The 14,528-nt window shown below is 60.4% G+C and carries 12 protein-coding genes, 2 tRNA genes and 1 pseudogene; 5 read left to right on the forward strand and 10 right to left on the reverse strand.

What is annotated here, in order from left to right:
* Window positions 1-76: 76 nt before the first annotated feature.
* On the forward strand, window positions 77-766 hold the full coding sequence (locus SO180_RS11570; protein ID WP_449378944.1) for a haloacid dehalogenase type II: 690 nt from the start codon (window positions 77-79) through the stop codon (window positions 764-766).
* A gap of 132 nt (window positions 767-898) precedes the next feature.
* Here SO180_RS11570 and SO180_RS11575 read toward each other — a convergent pair whose 3' ends face one another.
* The 3 genes from SO180_RS11575 to SO180_RS11585 all read right to left on the reverse strand — a co-directional run bounded on the left by SO180_RS11575 (window position 899) and on the right by SO180_RS11585 (window position 3,856).
* A complete protein-coding gene (locus SO180_RS11575) occupies window positions 899-2,356 on the reverse strand; it encodes an NAD-dependent succinate-semialdehyde dehydrogenase (RefSeq protein WP_449378945.1) in 1,458 nt (485 codons plus the stop codon).
* Window positions 2,357-2,563: 207 nt separating this feature from the next.
* A complete protein-coding gene (locus tag SO180_RS11580) occupies window positions 2,564-2,920 on the reverse strand; it encodes a cupin domain-containing protein (RefSeq protein ID WP_449378946.1) in 357 nt (118 codons plus the stop codon).
* Window positions 2,921-2,932: 12 nt separating this feature from the next.
* A complete protein-coding gene (locus SO180_RS11585) occupies window positions 2,933-3,856 on the reverse strand; it encodes a 2-hydroxyacid dehydrogenase (RefSeq protein ID WP_449378947.1) in 924 nt (307 codons plus the stop codon).
* A 325-nt stretch (window positions 3,857-4,181) separates the two neighbouring features.
* On the opposite strand from SO180_RS11585, the gene SO180_RS11590 reads away from it, so the two are divergent.
* On the forward strand, window positions 4,182-5,060 hold the full coding sequence (locus SO180_RS11590; RefSeq protein ID WP_449378948.1) for a GNAT family N-acetyltransferase: 879 nt from the start codon (window positions 4,182-4,184) through the stop codon (window positions 5,058-5,060).
* 600 nt (window positions 5,061-5,660) lie between these two features.
* Here SO180_RS11590 and SO180_RS11595 read toward each other — a convergent pair.
* A tRNA-Lys gene (locus tag SO180_RS11595) sits at window positions 5,661-5,811 on the reverse strand.
* 198 nt (window positions 5,812-6,009) lie between these two features.
* Here SO180_RS11595 and SO180_RS11600 point away from each other — a divergent pair.
* The gene (locus tag SO180_RS11600; RefSeq protein WP_449378949.1) at window positions 6,010-6,819 is read left to right on the forward strand and encodes a hypothetical protein; all 810 of its coding nucleotides are present in this window, start codon (window positions 6,010-6,012) and stop codon (window positions 6,817-6,819) included.
* 31 nt (window positions 6,820-6,850) lie between these two features.
* A pseudogene (locus SO180_RS11605) lies at window positions 6,851-7,082 on the forward strand (IS5/IS1182 family transposase); the annotation flags it as partial.
* 271 nt (window positions 7,083-7,353) lie between these two features.
* On the opposite strand, the gene SO180_RS11610 reads toward SO180_RS11605, so the two are convergent.
* The 5 genes from SO180_RS11610 to SO180_RS11630 form a co-directional block, all read right to left on the reverse strand.
* Window positions 7,354-7,429 (reverse strand) — tRNA-Lys (locus SO180_RS11610).
* A gap of 166 nt (window positions 7,430-7,595) precedes the next feature.
* On the reverse strand, window positions 7,596-8,177 hold the full coding sequence (locus SO180_RS11615; RefSeq protein ID WP_449378950.1) for a Spy/CpxP family protein refolding chaperone: 582 nt from the start codon (window positions 8,175-8,177) through the stop codon (window positions 7,596-7,598).
* Between the two features lie 233 nt (window positions 8,178-8,410).
* Entirely contained in the window at window positions 8,411-9,412 is a 1,002-nt protein-coding gene (locus SO180_RS11620; RefSeq protein WP_449378951.1) for a TRAP transporter substrate-binding protein, read from the reverse strand.
* A 213-nt stretch (window positions 9,413-9,625) separates the two neighbouring features.
* On the reverse strand, window positions 9,626-11,188 hold the full coding sequence (locus SO180_RS11625; protein ID WP_449378952.1) for a 2-isopropylmalate synthase: 1,563 nt from the start codon (window positions 11,186-11,188) through the stop codon (window positions 9,626-9,628).
* 445 nt (window positions 11,189-11,633) lie between these two features.
* Window positions 11,634-12,725 carry a hypothetical protein gene (locus tag SO180_RS11630; RefSeq protein WP_449378953.1) on the reverse strand — a complete coding sequence of 364 codons (1,092 nt, stop codon included), beginning with the start codon at window positions 12,723-12,725 and terminating at the stop codon, window positions 11,634-11,636.
* A gap of 198 nt (window positions 12,726-12,923) precedes the next feature.
* Here SO180_RS11630 and SO180_RS11635 point away from each other — a divergent pair, with 198 nt between their 5' ends.
* Window positions 12,924-13,163: a hypothetical protein gene (locus tag SO180_RS11635; protein ID WP_449378954.1), complete on the forward strand. Its 240-nt coding sequence runs from the start codon at window positions 12,924-12,926 to the stop codon at window positions 13,161-13,163.
* 29 nt (window positions 13,164-13,192) lie between these two features.
* Here the strand turns inward: SO180_RS11635 and SO180_RS11640 are convergent, their stop codons facing one another.
* On the reverse strand, window positions 13,193-14,506 hold the full coding sequence (locus SO180_RS11640) for a solute carrier family 23 protein (RefSeq protein WP_449378955.1): 1,314 nt from the start codon (window positions 14,504-14,506) through the stop codon (window positions 13,193-13,195).
* Window positions 14,507-14,528 lie beyond the last annotated feature (22 nt).

Consider the following 14,528-nt stretch of genomic DNA (forward strand, 5'->3'; position numbering starts at 1 on the left):
CTTTATCCGGTCGCCCGCCCGCTATGATCCCTGTCGTACCGGACCACGGTGCGCGAGGACCGAAAAGGAACGAGCCATGGCAACATTCAGACCGAAATACATCACCTTCGACTGCTACGGCACGCTGACCAATTTCGACATGGCCGGCGCGGCCACCAGAGTCTATGGCTCCGAGCTCTCGTCGCCAGCCATGACAAAGCTGATCAAGGATTTTTCGGCCTATCGCCTGGACGAGGTTCTCGGCGCCTGGAAGCCGTACTTCGAGGTCGTGCACAATGCGCTGGAGCGCGCGTGCAAGCGCAACGGCATCGTGTTTCGGCCGGAGCATGCCCAGCGCATCAATGAAGAGGTCCATACATGGGGTCCGCACGCCGACGTCCCAGCGGGTCTGGCCAAAGTTGCCAGAGAGATTCCGCTGGTCATCCTGTCGAATTCGATGAAGAATCTGATCATGTCGAACGTCGAAAAGCTCGGCGCTCCCTTCCACATGGTCATCACGGCGGAGGAAACCGGCGCATACAAGCCCCACATGAAGGGCTTCGAATATATGCTGGACAAGCTGGGCTGCGGGCCGGACGACATCACCCACGTCTCATCCTCTTTCCGCTACGACCTGATGACCGCCTACGATCTCGGCATCAAGAGCAAGGTCTGGGTGAACCGCGGTCACGAGCCCGCCAATCCCTTCTACGAATACACCGAGGTTGCTGACATCGGAGGGCTTGCTACAGCAGTCGGCCTCGAGCCCTTGCGCAAAAGCGCCTGAGCGCAGTCTTTTCGGGATCTCTCGCAACACTTCAGTTCTTGGAAAACTTCAATAGAGAGCTGCGCAGTAAAGGAAAAAGGGGGCGGTTCAGCCGCCCCCTTTCCTTGTTTCAGCTGTAGACCCGATGGCCGCTCAGTCCAGTCCGCCGACATGGAGCGCCTTGGTCTCGAGATATTCTTCAATCCCGAGCTGGGATCCCTCGCGTCCGAGGCCCGACTGCTTGACGCCGCCGAACGGCGCAACCTCGGTCGAGATCAGGCCGGTGTTCAAACCGACCATGCCGAACTCCAGCGCCTCGGCAACACGCCATGAGCGCTTGAGGTTTTCGGTGTAGAAATAGGCGGCAAGGCCGAATGGCGTACCGTTGGCGATCGCAATTGCCTCGTCCTCGGTCTCGAACCGGAAAAGCGGAGCGACCGGCCCGAAGGTCTCCTCCGAAGCGAGCAGCATCTCAGTCGTCGCACCACCGAGCACGAGAGGCCGGGCATATTGCCGTCCTTCCGGCACCATTTCACTCTGCGAGATGATCTTCGCGCCCTTATCAAGGGCGTCCACCACGTGCCGCTTGATCTTCTCGATCGCCGCGCCGTTGATCATCGGTCCGATTGCGACTCCCTCTTCCGTGCCAACGCCGACCTTCATTTTCGCGACCTGGCTGGCGAGCTTCTGTGCAAAGGCATCGTAAATGCCTGATTGCACGAGAATGCGATTGCAGCAAACGCAGGTCTGCCCGCCATTGCGGAATTTTGACGCAATCGCGCCCTCGACGGCCCGGTCGAGATCCGCATCGTCAAAGACGATGAACGGCGCATTGCCGCCGAGCTCGAGGCTAAGCCGCTTGATGTTGTCGGCGGCGCCCTTCATCAACAACCCGCCGACGCGGGTCGATCCGGTGAACGAGATCTTGCGGACGATTTCGTTGGCCATCAGCTCCGCGCCAATTTCCGCCGGCATGCCCGTCACGATGTTGATCACGCCCGCCGGAATTCCGGCCCGCTCAGCCAGAACAGCGATGGCCAGAGCCGAAAAAGGCGTGAATTCAGACGGTTTGATAACAACAGTGCAGCCCGCAGCAAGCGCGGGTGCGACCTTGCGCGTGATCATCGCGTTGGGAAAATTCCAGGGCGTGATGATCCCGCAGACGCCGACCGGCTCTTTCAGAACCAGAATGCGGCGATCGACGGTGGGCGCCGGGATTGTCGATCCGTTGATGCGGCGGGCTTCTTCCGCAAACCATTTGACGAAGGATGCCCCGTAACGGATCTCGCCGAGCGCTTCGGCAAGCGGCTTGCCCTGTTCCAGCGTCAGCAGGAGAGCCAGATCCTGCTCATGCCGACGCATCAGCTCATACCAGCGCTCCAGCAGCGCGGCGCGCTCTGCATGAGACTTGGTCTTCCAATGCTTGAACGCTGCGGCCGCGACGTCGATCGCTGCCCTGGTCTCGTCTCGGCCCATGTCGGGGATGGTGCCGAGCACTTTCTGGCTGGCGGGATCGACGACGTCAACGGTGGCTTTCGTGCTCGCATCCCGCCAGGCGCCGCCGATCAGGGCTTGCTGGCGAAACAGATCCGTGTCCTTCAACGCAATCATGGGCTTGCTCCTTGCCTTCGGGCCATCCCGCCATCTGCCTGGATCTGCGATCGGCGAGATGAAGCCGTCTCATGCAAGCAGTACAGGACCGGACGCCGCATTTTTCATCGAGAATGAAGCGTCTGGCCGCGTTGAATCTGGTCAGGCGCGGCCGCGGAGGTCGAATATTCTGAGGGGCCGCTTGATCGTGCTGCCCTCAGCGTCGTCTCAGTCATAATGGCAGACGTAGATTTTCCGCACGGTCTCGATCGTGCGCCAGACCCCGACGAAGCCGGGCTTCATCACAAAACTGTCGCCGGCACGGTAGGTCTTCGTCTCGCCACCCTTCTCCTCGATTTCGATGAGGCCCGAGAGGATGTGGCAGAACTCGAAGGTGGTGCCCTTGATGGAATGGGTCTCGCCCGGTGTTGCTTCCCAGACGCCGGTCAGCACCTTCTCGCCTTTCGAGGCGTCCTGGGCCCAAGTCTTGAAGGATGGATCGCCAGAGATGAGCCGTTCCGGCGCAGGTAAGGCGTTCTTCGGTGCGAAGTCCGGATTGGTGTCGATGGTGACCAGAAGTGACATGGCATTTTCCTGCTAGTAGCCGAGTGTTCGATCGACGAGGCCGATCGGGTTTCGTCCGGCGCGGTGGCGCCGAATGTTTTCTATGACGGATTGTGCTGCCGTATGCGGTTGAGTCACGGACGCGATATGCGGCGTGACGATCACCTTCGGATGGGACCAGAGCGGATGGCTTTCCGGCAGCGGCTCGGGATAGGTCACGTCAAGCATGGCTGCTGTCAGACGCCCGCTGTCGAGCGCCTCGATGAGTGCGCTCTGGTCAAGCTGCGGACCACGGCCGACGTGCAGCAGCTTCGCTCCCGCCGGCAGAAGCGAGAAGAGCCTTGCGTTCAGGATGCCGCTTGTTTGCTCCGTCAGCGGCAGAAGACAGACCAGGATATCCGTTCCTCGCAGGAAGTAGCCAAGCTGATCGTCGCCATGAAAGCAGGTAACCCCTTCGAACGCCTTTTTGCTGCGGCTCCATGCGGCAAGCGGAAATTGAAAAGGCCTCAAGCGGTCGATTACAGCTTGCGCCAGCATGCCAAGCCCCAGAAAGCCAACACGCCGATCAGTCGCCTGGGACGATGCTAGCGCCTGCCAAACGCCCCGTCTCTGCTGCTCCCGATACGCGAGCATCTCGCGATGCAGCGTCAGCACGCCGAGGACGACGTATTCCTGCATCATGCGAACGATGCCATCCTCCACCATGCGCACGACCTTCACGTGGCCGGGTATGGCCTCCGGCCTGAACTGATCGACACCGGCGCCGATGGAAAAGAGCACTTCCAGATTACAAAAACGCGAGAGATCGTCGGGCACGTTCCAGGTCAGCAGGTACCGCACCTTTCCCGGGTCGAAACTCTCGCTGCAATGATGGAATTCCAGATCGGGGAGCTCGCGCGCAAAGACCTCGCGGAAGACTGCCGCCCTCGCAGCATCGGAATTAAACAAAAATGCCATCGCTACACGCCTCTGCCTTGCCTGGCGTGTCGACGACGCCGGGAAAAGCGACTAGCCTCGCAACACGTCCTTGAGCATCCACAGCGACTCACTCTGCCTGCGCAGTTTGCCTGATATCGCGAGGGTAGCTGCGAGCCGGAGCTTTCCCTGCCGAATTGCGCGGCGAGACAAGCCGAAGATTTCGAAAAGAAGGCCCAAACAGGGGAAACCTGCCGAGTTTCCGTGCGATAGTGCGGCGAAATACTCCCGCTGCCCTATTGTGGCGGGAGAGAAAAGGCGCGATGCGCGAGAGACTGGCATCCCGCGAAGGAATGGACGGGTCGAGATGGGACGAACGGTACGCGTGAAGTCCTTCGAACTGGCTGCGAAAGACATCAACGACGTTGATGTGACGCTGCTCCACGCCCTCTCGACCGGGGTTGGCTGGCCCCATCGGCCCAAGGATTGGGATTTCTTGCGCCGCGCAGGTCATGGGATCGTAGCCGTTGATGGCATCGGACGGGTCTTCGGCAGCGCGATGTGGTTTCCACATGGCCGCGATTTCGCGACCATTGGCTTGGTGATCACATCGCCCCGAACCCAGGCTCAGGGCACCGGCCGCTGGCTCATGGAGCAGGTGTTCGAGCGGTGTGACGACCGGAATTTGACTCTCAATTCGACCGACGCGGCGTACCACCTCTATCTTTCCCTGGGCTTCACGAAGGAAGCCACCGTGTTTCAGTGGCAAGGAGAGGTCGTGTCACCACCGCCACCGGTGCCGACTCTCGACGGCGAATTGAGCTCGCCGTCTGCCGAGAATTTCAAAGAGATCGCAGCACTGGATGAACGCGCGTTCGGAACCAACCGCCAGAGACTGCTTGCATTGCTTTCCGAAAGCGCGTCAATCTGCGTCTTGCGCCGCGGCGGAGCGACCGTCGGGTACTCCATGAAGCGCGAATTCGGGCGCGGCCACGTGATCGGGCCCATCGTCGCCAGCAATGATTGTGACGCGATCCATCTCACGGCCATGCATCTCAAGGATCTCGCCGGAAGGTTCGCCCGCGTGGATACGCGGGAGCAGACGGGTCTGTTTGCCGACTTTCTTCAACAGAGCCGCCTCGGGATGAACGACACAGTCACGACCATGTCCAAGGGACGGCGATTCCTGAACCGAAAGGAAAACGAGCCGTGGGTCTACGGATTGGCCGGTCACGCCTTGAGCTGAAGCTCTGAAGCATCGGACGGAGAAGGGCTCAAGCGACAGGCAAACTGTTTCCAGGTCCCATGAGGATTCTATCGCTGCCAGCCTTGGCGTGCATTCGGCCCAATCGACGAATTTAAGCGCGCAAAATCGTAGTTTGGCGTGCCAAATCGCACAAATGGCGGAGAGAGTGGGAGTCAAACACACGATTCAGATTGTGGTGCTGAATTTCAGCCAACTAGCCACCCGCCGTTAGGTTCGGAGCGCACGCAACGACGGCCGAAGCTCGCCCTCGATGGATTTTTCTTGATCCGTGCACACGTTGGGCACACGCCGTCTTCCGGTTGTAAGTCTTGAAGTCTGCTCCAATCCATGACCGGACGGATTTGTGTCCTGCGGCGAGCTCTCCGGCACCTGGCCCAATAGTTCGCCTCAATATCCTATTCTACGATGTGCGGATTTTCTTTCTGTACTCAGGTCACCGACGCATGCATCTTGCCCAGAAGAAAGGCGCAAAGACCACCCTCGGCTTTGAATAGGATCGAGACTGAAAGATCAGCTCGATAGCCGCTGACCACTTGTCGGAATGGCCGCCTCGCAAGCTACCTAAGCTATTGAAAAGCTTGGTGGGCGCACCAGGGCTCGAACCTGGGACCCGCTGATTAAGAGTCAGTCATTTAGATAGATATTTCAATGACTTAAATGTAAAGCTTGGCATTAGCAGGCCGATACAAATCAATTGCTTACAGCAGAATTGTAAATCGCAATGCGGCCCGCAATTGGCCTTTTGGCGCCTGCAAACGGTTCTACCCGAGGTTATCGTTTTCAATGGACTTGGGTGAACCATTTTGCGGAATCCCTAGGGTCGAGCTGGGTCGCGCTTGAGGATGCGCACCTCACGCACGAGCGTGACGCAGTGCGAGAATCGCAGCACCAGCTGAATAAGTTCAATGCGGCAGCATGAAGGCAGCGCATGAAAATTGACCGAGATGCCACGGTTGGAGGCCAACCTGCCAAGCTAGTGCGCGACCTCCTGGCCGATGCCACTAACTCCGATGGCTTTCATTCCGATTTAGTCGATGAGCACATATTGAAGGCATGGTGGCGCTCGACCATCGACACGTTGATTGAGGAAGGCAAGATCGATCGTCAAAATCGCGGCCAGGCTCTACGCAATTGGACCATGGCACGGGATCGCGAAAAGATTTTCGGAGTGCGTTTGCCCAATGCGCCAGATCTCCCGGCTCAGACGCGCAATTTGATTGAAGCACTTCTGGCTCGCGATCTGATTCGCGAAGACGATCGGAAAAGCGACGGCCGCATCGTCTATCGCATTACGGACAAGGGCCACGCGACCGGGATGAAAACTCTTGCTCCCCGGATGACCCGCTCCACTGCCGAGGCCCTACTTCAGAAGACGCTTCAGCGCATCGCTAAGATCAACAATGACCCTGAGCTGCTCCACTACGTCACTGAAGTTCGTGTATTCGGCTCCTATCTCACCGACACTGACGACCTCGGTGATCTTGACCTAGCGATCAAGCTCGAGCGGAGGCGGGTCAAAGGTGAGTGGGTCAAGGCCTGCCACGATCTCGCGGACAAGAGTGGCAAGACGTTGAGTTTCTTTCAGAGATTGACTTACCCAGAGACCGAAATACGCCGCCGGATCAAGAACCGTTTGCCGCGCATCTCTTTGCACGAAACCAGCGAGCTTGACGAGAATCCGGAGATGGGCGGCAGAACTGTGTACACCTTCGCGGCGCCTGATAGATCAGATCAGTAATGAGTCTCGTGGCAATCATCACGCGCCACCGAGAGGCGAGTTGCCACCCGTCATCCGACGCATGAAGGCCGAAGGTCATCTCGGCCGCCGCTACCTCAAAGGCCGCACTGGTGACGCCGCCAACGCCTCCTCTCAGCCGTCGGCCACAACTTCCGCCTTCTCGCCTCGCTGAGAACTTTTGGGCCTGTTCCTGGGTGGGCCTGTTCCTGGGATTGCTATCGCGAACGCTCACAAGTCCTGCGCAGGTCAATCCGTCTTCTTAACGGACGACCCAATTCTGGTTCTGCAGCAAGACGTACCTCCGGGGATTGTCCGTTTTGCTCGCCCTAGCATCCTATTCTACGACGAGCACGTAATCGACCTGTGCCATTGGATCCGCGCGCTGTATCAAATGGGATGAAGATACAGAAACAAGGAAGGATAAGTCGCACCGCAATCCGGCCCGCGACGTCCGACTACAAAAACCGTCGCACGAGACCCGTTTTGTTCTCGGCGACCACTCTCGTAATTTACTGAAAAAGAGGGGTTTTTGTTTGGTGGGCGCACCAGGGCTCGAACCTGGGACCCGCTGATTAAGAGTCAGCTGCTCTACCAACTGAGCTATGCGCCCGAAAGGCGGCTAACGCCTTGCGAGGCCGGTCGTTTAGCAAAGCGATCCTGGGAAGGCAAGCGATGTGGACGAGGTTTTCCAAGGCTTCGTCCGATTTCCGGGAAAAGCAAAAAGCCGCCGGATTCCAGCGGCTTCGTGCGCATTTATCCGGGGAATCCCGGTCCTCTTACAGGCGTCCGCCGTCCCGATCCGGCCCGCCATCCCGGTCGCCGCCGTGGAAGCGGTCCATGCCGCGGTCCATCATGCGATCCATGCCGCGCTCCATGAAGCGGTGGTGCCAGCCGCCTTCGCCGCCGAACGGGCCCTGGTGGCGGGTCAGGACGGCCAGACGCCGCTTCTGACCCTCATCCAGGGTCTTGTAGAGGGGATCGGCGGCATCGGCGATCTTCTTCAGCGCCGCGGACGTCGCGCCCATGTCGTCAGCGCGCTGGCGCAGGCGGGCGACCGGATCATCCGTCCTGTCGGCATCGCCCGGGCCAGCGTTCATTCGCGCATTGGCGCGATCGATGCGTAGCTTGGCGAAGTCGCGCACGGCGGCCTCGACAGGCGGCCACAGCTTCTCCTGGTCGGCATTCAGCTTCAAGCCGGCATGCACCGCCGCGATGCGCGCATCGACCAAGGCGGCACGGTCTTCCGGATTCATGCGCATGTGACGCATGTGGTCGGAGAAGCGATGATATTGCGCGTAGACAGCGCCGGAGCCGGCGATGCTGAGCACCGCGATAGCGGCGATGGCGAACTTCCTCATACGAACCTCCTCTTCCAAGGTTCCCTGAAGATGGGCGCCATTTGCACCGTGTTCAACTTACAACTTCGATAGAGAGGCCAGTCTTACCAAGATGTAATCAAGACATATCCAAACACCGCATTGCAAACACCGCTTCCATTGTCGCAGTTTGAAATCATTCGCAACAATGGTCGCCAAACGAATGAAGGGCTTCCGCGGCGCACGCGGAAGCCCTTCTATAATCGCAGGCTATCTCAGTTCGTCGCGCTCTTCGCTTCCTTCTGGAATTCGTCGATGAGCGGCTGGCCGACGCGGCTCGCGGCATCCTTGTAGACCGGCTCCATCGCCTTGCGCATCGCCTCGTCCTGTTCCGGCGTCAGCGCAATGATCTCGTTCTTGCCGCTCTTCTTGATCTCGGCGAGCGCATCGTCATTCTCCTTCTGCGACTGCGCGTTGTTGAAATCGGTCGCTTCCTTCATCGCCTTGGCAAGCTGGTCGCGGACATCGGTTGGCAGGTCGTCCCAGAACTTCTTGTTCACGATCACGACGTAGCCGATGTAGCCGTGATTGGTCTGGGTGATGAACTTCTGCACCTCGTGCATTTTCTGGGTGTAGATGTTGGACCAGGTATTCTCCTGCCCGTCGACGACGCCGGTCTGGAGTGCTTGATAGACCTCGGAGAACGCCATCACCTGCGGCAGCGATCCCAGCGCCTTGAACTGAGCCTGGAGCACGCGCGAGGACTGGATACGAAATTTCACGCCCTGATAGTCGGCCGGCGTGATCAGCTTCTTGTTGGCACTCATCTGCTTGAAGCCGTTATCCCAATAGGCAAGGCCGGTGATGCCCTTGGCGTCCAGCAGCTTGAGCAGTTTTGCGCCGAGCGGACCCTCCGTCACTTTCCGCAGCGTCTTCAGGTCAGGGAGGATGTAGGGCAGATCGAACACCTCGAACTCGCGGATGCCGAGCGGGCCGAACTTGGAGTTCGACGGCGCCAGCATCTGCACGCTGCCGAGCTGGAGCGCCTCGAGCTCTTCCTTGTCCTTGTAGAGCGTCGAGTTCGGATAGACCTCGACCTTCACCTTGCCGCCGGTATATTTCTCGGCAAGCTCCTTGAACTTCTCGGCCGCCTTGCCCTTCGGCGTATCGGTCGCGACGACGTGGCTGAACTTGATGACGATCGGGTCGGCGGCTGCCGAACCGGCAAGCCCCAGAACCAAAGCCGCGACGGATGCCGCGATCGCGAAGGTGCGCATGATGTCTCCCTTGTTATTGTTTGGGCCGCCCGGTGCGCGGGCGGCCCATCCTTGTGCTGGCTGCATCAATACAGGCCGGCGCACACCGGTGCTATTGGCCGTTAGCAGGGCAGGTATTCGGCGTCATTCCGGGGCAGTTCGAAGAGCCGAACCCGGAATCTCGGGATTCCGGGTTCGTGCTTCGCACGCCCCGGAATGACAAGCCAACGTTCGTCAGCTCGCCGCTGCCGTCTGCACCGTATCGCGCTGGCGCTTCATGACGATCTTATTGAGCGCGCCGAGATAGGCCTTGGCGGAGGCCACCAGCGTGTCCGGATCCGCCGCGCGTGCCGTCATTGATCGGCCGTCATGGGACAGACGGACCGATACTTCGGCCTGCGCGTCGGTGCCTTCGGTGACTGCGTGAACCTGGTACAATTCGAGCTTGGCCTCGTGCGGCACCAGCGCCTTGATGCAGTTGAAGACGGCATCGACCGGACCGTTGCCCTCGGCTTCCTCGATCCTGGTCTGGCCGTCGACATCGAGCTTCATGGTCGCGCGCTGCGGACCATGGGTGCCCGCGATCACGGTCAGCGAGGTCAGCTTGATGCGGTCGTGGGAGGCCGCCATTTCCTCGTCGACCAGCGCCTCGATGTCCTCGTCGTAGATGTCCTTCTTGCGGTCGGCCAGCGCCTTCATCCGCGCAAATGCATCTTCCAGCTGGTTCGGGCCGAGCTTGTAGCCCATCTCCTCCAGCTTGTGCACGAAGGCGTGGCGGCCGGAATGCTTGCCGAGAACCAGCGAGGACTGCTTCAGGCCGACCATCTCCGGCCGCATGATTTCGTAGGTCGAGGCATCCTTCAGCACGCCGTCCTGATGGATGCCGCTCTCATGCGCGAACGCGTTCCGGCCGACGATCGCCTTGTTGTACTGCACCGGGAACGAGGTCGCCGCAGACACCACCTTCGAGGCGCGGGTGAGCTGCGTGGTGTCGATCTTGTTCCAGTACGGGAATTTGTCGTTGCGCACGTTGATCGCCATCACGATCTCCTCGAGTGCGGCGTTGCCAGCGCGCTCGCCGATGCCGTTGATGGTGCACTCGACCTGACGCGCGCCGCCGACGACGCCGGCCAGCGAATTCGCAACGGCCATGCCGAGGTCGTTGTGGCAGTGCACTGAGAACACCGCCTTGTCCGAGTTCGGCACGCGCTCGATGAGCGTCTTCATGAAGTGGGTGTACTCATCGGGCGTGGTGTAGCCAACGGTGTCGGGGATGTTCACCGTGGTGGCGCCGGCCTTGATGACGGCCTCGACGATGCGGCAGAGAAAGTCCATCTCGCTGCGGGTGCCGTCCTCAGCCGACCATTCGACGTCGTCGATCAGATTGCGGGCGCGTGCGACCATGGCGACCGACGTCTCGATCACCTGCTCCGGCGTCTTATTCAACTTCACCCGCATATGCAGCGGCGAGGTCGCGATCACGGTGTGGACGCGGCCGCGCTTTGCAAATTTCACTGCTTCGGCGCAACGATCGATGTCGGCCGGATGCGCGCGCGACAACCCGGCGATGACGGCATTCTTGGAGCGGCGGGCGATCTCGCTGACCGCCTGGAAGTCGCCTTCGGAGGTGATGGGGAAGCCGGCTTCGATCACGTCGACGCCCATATCGTCGAGCAGCTCCGCAACTTCGAGCTTCTCCTCGAACGTCATGGTCGCGCCGGGGCACTGCTCGCCGTCGCGCAGCGTGGTGTCGAAAATAATGACGCGGTCCTTCTCGGACTTGTTCACGGGGGCCATTTCGAAATTTCCTTTAAGGTGGTGCGCCCTTCGATTGGCTCGAGCGCTTGAGGTGTCCGGTGATCTCGTACAACCCCTGAGTGCCCAGGCGCGTTTCGCCCAGCCGGCCCTCAGGGGCAGGTAAGAAGGAGCTCGCCAAGAAGGAGGGTGGGCAGGATCGCGGACCGGGACGCGGCGGTGCCGACGGCCAGAGCCGCCTCCCCCGAGATCCCATTTTTTTGGCCGCGAATCAGCATTGCCAGACCCTTTGAGCCACAAATCCTCGGCCAAAACCGTTGACGGTTCATTGCCGGGAGGCCCGTTGAGGCGTTTCTAGACGAGAAATGGCTGAAACTGCAACGCCAAAAGATGGTCAGGATAACTGACCTGATTGGAGCCTGACCTTGCCCTCGCCGGCTCCGCAGGCGAATGGAGCGAGCTGGCGGAGAAGATGCGGTGGATGCCCTCACCGCGCCCGCACGCGTTCGAACTCCGCCTGCGCCCGCGCGAACTTCTGATTGAACAGCCACATCGCATCGAGGATTTCACGGAAGCTCGCTGACGTTCTTGCCCTGTCTGCGCGTCCATAGGCAAAGATGCTGTTGTTGCGTAAGTATTTCATGACCGTCGGGTCAGAGACTCGGCTCCGAAGTAAGTTGCCCGACTTCAGCGCGGCTCGCGTCGCCGTCGGGATGATCTGGATGAGTTCGAAGAATTTCATCTGGTCGATCGGGTCCGGCAGCGTCTTGGCGATATCGGGGATCGCCGCGAAGAGATCCGCGTGGGCGTTCATGAGGCCGTCACGCACCGCGGTCCAGTGGTTGAGCCGATGGTCGAGGCTGACGCGCGCCTCCTCCTTGTCGTCGCGCGCGATCAGTTTCGGATCAAGTGAGGCGATGGACGGCCTGATCGCTTGCCATCGCTTCCGGCCATTGCGGTCTTCGGACGGGCCGGTCTGAAAGCTGCCGATATAGGTGTTGGAGCGCCCATTGCCGACATTCTGCTTGCCGTTGGTCTCGGCGAAGAACAGCCCCAGGCTGATACGGCCGGCCGCGTCCGCCCCCTTCGTATCCAATCCTTTCGCGCGCGCGATCGCAGTACCGAGATCGACGACGTCCTTGAATGGCGTCGGTGAGGCCTGCGCATTCGCGGGCGGCGCCTCCATGACGTCGAAAAGATTTCTGTACTCGTCGATCAGCGGTTCGATATCAGCGTCGAAATACGCCGCTGGAACCTCGTATTTGTTGGGCCGTCCGATCCGCGACGGAAGTACATCGGTGAGATCCTTGTAAGTGCTCATGACGTCGACGCGCGCCAGGTAAAGGGCTTGTCCCGGCAGGTTCGGAAGCGGCTCGTGCGCGTCGATCTGGCGGCGTCGCTGGCTGAGGATCGCCTTGAAGTCACTCAACGCCCGATTGTAGGCCTCGAGCGCTCCTGACTGCTTCGCGGTAAGCGCGGCTGGCTGCGCGTGCGCCGATGAGCCGACATTCACGACCCCACTCAAGGCGATTGCAACGGCAAGCGCCACGCTTGCGATGATATGGCGTCTCGCTTCCATGTCCGTCTTCAGCTCACGCGCTCAGCCTGTTGGCTTAATCGTAGTCATTGGGAACAAGGCCTTGAAGCGCCACCTCACGACAAGTGTCAGATGTTTGCAACACTGCAAACCTATTTGATCGGCGCCACAATCGCGCCGCAGGAATTTCCAAATCGAAAACGCAAGGTACGCCGGTGAATGCAACATCAGGGGACACTGATGCAAAAACTGCGGGCGATCGACGGCGATGCGGAGCGGGTCGGCTTCACCTTCTCATTTCAGATAGCGGATGGCGGCAAGCGGCGGGCCTGCTGTGTCAGGGTCGACGCCCCGAACTTCCACGACGCATCAGCGCTGTTCCGCGAGCGGTGGCCCGCCATCGAATCGGTGGCGCGCGACAGCATCAGATCCACGGATAGCGGCGACGGCGTCATCGCGCTCGAGCTACCTGTGGCCTGATGAAATCCGCACATCACGGCTTCCGCTGATCAGTTGCCCGCGTCCTTTGTGGCCAAAATCTGGTAGAGGATGATCGCGCCGAAGGTCGCAGTGCCGATGCCGCCCATCGTGAATGCGCCAAACTTCAGCGTGAGATCGCCGGCACCGGCAGTGAGCGCAACGGCGACCGTGATCAGGTTGCGCGGATTGGAGAAGTCGACCTTGTTCTCGACCCAGATTCGCCCGGCCATCGCCGCGATCAGACCGAACAGGACGATCGACAGGCCGCCGATCACGGGACCCGGGATCGACAGAATCAGCGCGCCGAATTTCGGCGAGAAGCCGAGCAGGATCGATACTATCGAGGTCACCGCGAAAAGCATCGTCGAATAGACCTTCGTCGCCGCCATGACGCCGATGTTTTCGGCATAGGTGGTGACGCCGGTGCCCCCGCCGCAGGCGGAGACGATCGTGGCAAGGCTGTCGCCGAGGAACGCGCGGCCGAGATAGCCATCCAGGCTTCGGCCGGTCATCACGCCAATGGCTTTGATGTGGCCGAGATTCTCGGCAACCAGGATGATCGCGACGGGCGCGATCAGGAAGATCGCGTCGGCATGGAAGGTCGGCGTCGTGAATTTGGGCAGGCCTATCCAGGGCGCAGCGGCGAGTTGAGTGAAGTCGACCGGTTTGCCGAGACCCAGGCCATTGGCAAGCAAGAGATAAAGGAGATAGCCGCCAACGGCACCAACGATGATCGGCAGCCGCCGCCACAATCCCGGGGCTGCGACCGCGGTCAGGCCGATGATCAGGACGGTCAATAGTCCGACCCAGGTGTCGAACGCGCCTGCGCTCACGGCCTTCACAGCCACAGGCGCGAGATTGAGACCAATCGCGGCGACCACCGCACCAGTGACGACCGGCGGCATCAGACGCTCGACCCAGCCGACGCCGGCCCACATCACGATCAGCGCGATGATGCCATAGAGCGCGCCAGCGCCGACGATGCCGCCGAGCGCAACGTCGATATTGGGATTCGGTCCCTGCCCGGAATAGCCGGTCGCAGCGATGACGACGGCGATGAAGGCGAAGCTGGAGCCGAGATAGCTCGGCACACGTCCGGCTACGACCACGAAGAAGATCAGCGTGCCGACGCCGGAAAAGAACAGTGCGAGATTTGGGTCGAACCCCATCAGCAACGGCGCGATGATCGTGGCTCCCGACATCGCGACGCCGTGCTGGAGGCTGGCGATGATCGTCTGGCCCCAGGGCAGCCGTTCCTCGGGCAGGATCACGCCCGAGGTCTTCAGCTTCCAGCGTGGAAAGTAGCCGCTACCTTGCTCGTTAGAGCCCGTGGCCGTCGACATGATCCCCCTCCCCGATTGCCGC

The organism is Bradyrhizobium sp. UFLA05-112 (genome assembly GCF_053572325.1).

Excerpts from the sequence above, each read along its gene's own strand:
- SO180_RS11630 (WP_449378953.1), bottom strand. The coding sequence starts at position 12,725 with ATGGAAGCGAGACGCCATATCATCGCAAGCGTGGCGCTTGCCGTTGCA.
- SO180_RS11620 (WP_449378951.1), bottom strand. The coding sequence starts at position 9,412 with ATGCGCACCTTCGCGATCGCGGCATCCGTCGCGGCTTTGGTTCTGGGG.
- SO180_RS11590 (WP_449378948.1), top strand. The coding sequence starts at position 4,182 with ATGGGACGAACGGTACGCGTGAAGTCCTTCGAACTGGCTGCGAAAGAC.
- SO180_RS11575 (WP_449378945.1), bottom strand. The coding sequence starts at position 2,356 with ATGATTGCGTTGAAGGACACGGATCTGTTTCGCCAGCAAGCCCTGATC.
- SO180_RS11570 (WP_449378944.1), top strand. The coding sequence starts at position 77 with ATGGCAACATTCAGACCGAAATACATCACCTTCGACTGCTACGGCACG.
- SO180_RS11615 (WP_449378950.1), bottom strand. The coding sequence starts at position 8,177 with ATGAGGAAGTTCGCCATCGCCGCTATCGCGGTGCTCAGCATCGCCGGC.
- SO180_RS11600 (WP_449378949.1), top strand. The coding sequence starts at position 6,010 with ATGAAAATTGACCGAGATGCCACGGTTGGAGGCCAACCTGCCAAGCTA.
- SO180_RS11580 (WP_449378946.1), bottom strand. The coding sequence starts at position 2,920 with ATGTCACTTCTGGTCACCATCGACACCAATCCGGACTTCGCACCGAAG.
- SO180_RS11585 (WP_449378947.1), bottom strand. The coding sequence starts at position 3,856 with ATGGCATTTTTGTTTAATTCCGATGCTGCGAGGGCGGCAGTCTTCCGC.
- SO180_RS11640 (WP_449378955.1), bottom strand. The coding sequence starts at position 14,506 with ATGTCGACGGCCACGGGCTCTAACGAGCAAGGTAGCGGCTACTTTCCA.
- SO180_RS11625 (WP_449378952.1), bottom strand. The coding sequence starts at position 11,188 with ATGGCCCCCGTGAACAAGTCCGAGAAGGACCGCGTCATTATTTTCGAC.
- SO180_RS11635 (WP_449378954.1), top strand. The coding sequence starts at position 12,924 with ATGCAAAAACTGCGGGCGATCGACGGCGATGCGGAGCGGGTCGGCTTC.